Source organism: Mycobacterium sp., assembly GCF_049281135.1.
In the GTDB taxonomy this organism is placed as follows: Bacteria; Actinomycetota; Actinomycetes; order Mycobacteriales; family Mycobacteriaceae; genus Mycobacterium.
On sequence record NZ_JBAPRN010000337.1, the window covers coordinates 1 to 1,659 of the forward strand.

At 67.8% G+C, this 1,659-nt stretch carries 2 protein-coding genes and 1 pseudogene; 2 read left to right on the forward strand and 1 reads right to left on the reverse strand.

What is annotated here, in order from left to right; all coding sequences use genetic code 11:
* Positions 1-263, forward strand: a pseudogene (locus tag WAN02_RS13680) (uracil-DNA glycosylase); the annotation flags it as partial.
* A 20-nt stretch (positions 264-283) separates the two neighbouring features.
* Entirely contained in the window at positions 284-1,324 is a 1,041-nt protein-coding gene (locus WAN02_RS13685) for an LLM class flavin-dependent oxidoreductase (protein ID WP_422264736.1), read from the forward strand.
* Here WAN02_RS13685 and WAN02_RS13690 read toward each other — a convergent pair.
* Positions 1,321-1,659: nitroreductase family deazaflavin-dependent oxidoreductase (locus tag WAN02_RS13690; protein ID WP_422264735.1), on the reverse strand; the 339-nt coding region annotated here is incomplete at its 5' end. The genes WAN02_RS13685 and WAN02_RS13690 overlap by 4 nt on opposite strands.

A 1,659-nucleotide genomic window follows, 5' to 3' on the forward strand; every position in this document is an offset into this window, starting at 1 on the left:
ACGTGCGAGTGATCGTGGCGCTGGGCGCATTCGGCTGGCGCTCTGCGCTCGACATGATTCGGGCCGGCGGTGGCCAGGTGCCCCGGCCGCAGCCGAAGTTCGGCCACCGCGCCACCGCGACCGTGCAGGCCGCTCACGGCGAGGTGGTGCTGCTGGGCTGCTACCACCCCAGCCAGCAGAACACCTTCACCGGCACACTGACCCCTGCGATGCTCGATGACATCTTTGGTGAGGCGAAGAAGCTGGCGGAACTATCCAGGTGAGCGCCGACGTTGACCCCACCATGCGGCTTTCCGTCCTCGACCTCGTCCCCGTCCGCACCGACCAGACCACCGCGGACGCCCTGGCAGCCACTGTGCGCCTGGCCCAAACCGCCGACCGGCTGGGCTACACCCGCTACTGGCTGGCCGAACACCACAACATGCCTTCCGTCGGCGCCACCAGCCCGCCGGTGCTTATCGCCTATCTGGCAGCGCAGACCACCCAGCTGCGGCTGGGCTCCGGCGGCGTGATGCTGCCCAACCACGCGCCGCTGGCGGTCGCCGAGCAGTTCGCCCTGCTGGAAGCGGCTGCCCCGGGCCGCATAGACCTCGGCATCGGGCGCGCTCCCGGCTCGGATCCGGTGACATCGGTGCTGCTACGCGGCGCGGCCGGGCGAGACGACCGCGACATCGACCAGTTTCCGCAGTACCTCGACCACGTGCGGGCGATGATGAGCGCGCGCGGCGTGCCGGTGCAATTGCGCGGCGGCGACGACTACATCCTCAAGGCCACTCCCGCAGCGGCCAGCGAGCCCCGGCTGTGGCTGCTCGGGTCGTCGATGTACTCCGCACAACTGGCCGCTGCCAAGGGCTTGCCGTATGTGTTCGCCCACCACTTCTCCGGCCAGGGCACTGAAGAGGCATTAGAGCTCTACCGCTCGCAGTTCGTGCCCGGCGAGCTGACCGCCGAGCCGGTGACCTTCCTGACCGTCAACGCCGCCGTGGCCGAAACCCACGACGAGGCAATGGCTTTGATCCTGCCGAACCTGCACATGATGGCCCGGCTGCGGACCGGCCAACCACTGGGGCCGGTCGAACTCGTCGAAGACATTCGTGACGACGCGCTCACCCCGCCGATGCGGCATATCGTCGACAGCGGGCTGCAACGCGCAATCGTCGGATCGCCCGCCGAGGCCGCCGACCAGGTGAACGCGCTGGCGCAGCAGTTCGGCGTCGACGAGGTGATGATCCATCCCGTCGCATCGGCGCACACCGGCACCGATCCCAAGGCGGCCCCCGCGCGCGAGAAGACGCTGGAGCTGCTGGCCAAAGAGTTGTTCTAAGCCGGGGTCAGCTTGACGACCGGGATGGGCCGCGAAGTCTTCTTCTGATACGCCACGTAGCGGTTGCTGTTGTTGTCGTTGACGAGCTTCCAGAGTCGCGCATAGTCGGGATCATCGGGCAGCACCGGGCTTGCCGTCACGCGGAAACGCTTTGGCCCGACATTGATTTCGACGCTCGGGTTGGCCTTCAGGTTGTGGTACCAGCCCGGCGCTTTGGGGTCGCCACCTTTCGACGCGACGACCAGGTACGCATCGCCGTCGCGCGCATATGTGAGCGTGGTCGTCCGCGCCTTGCCGGTTTTGGCGCCGACGGTGTGCAGCAGCAGGTTGGGAAC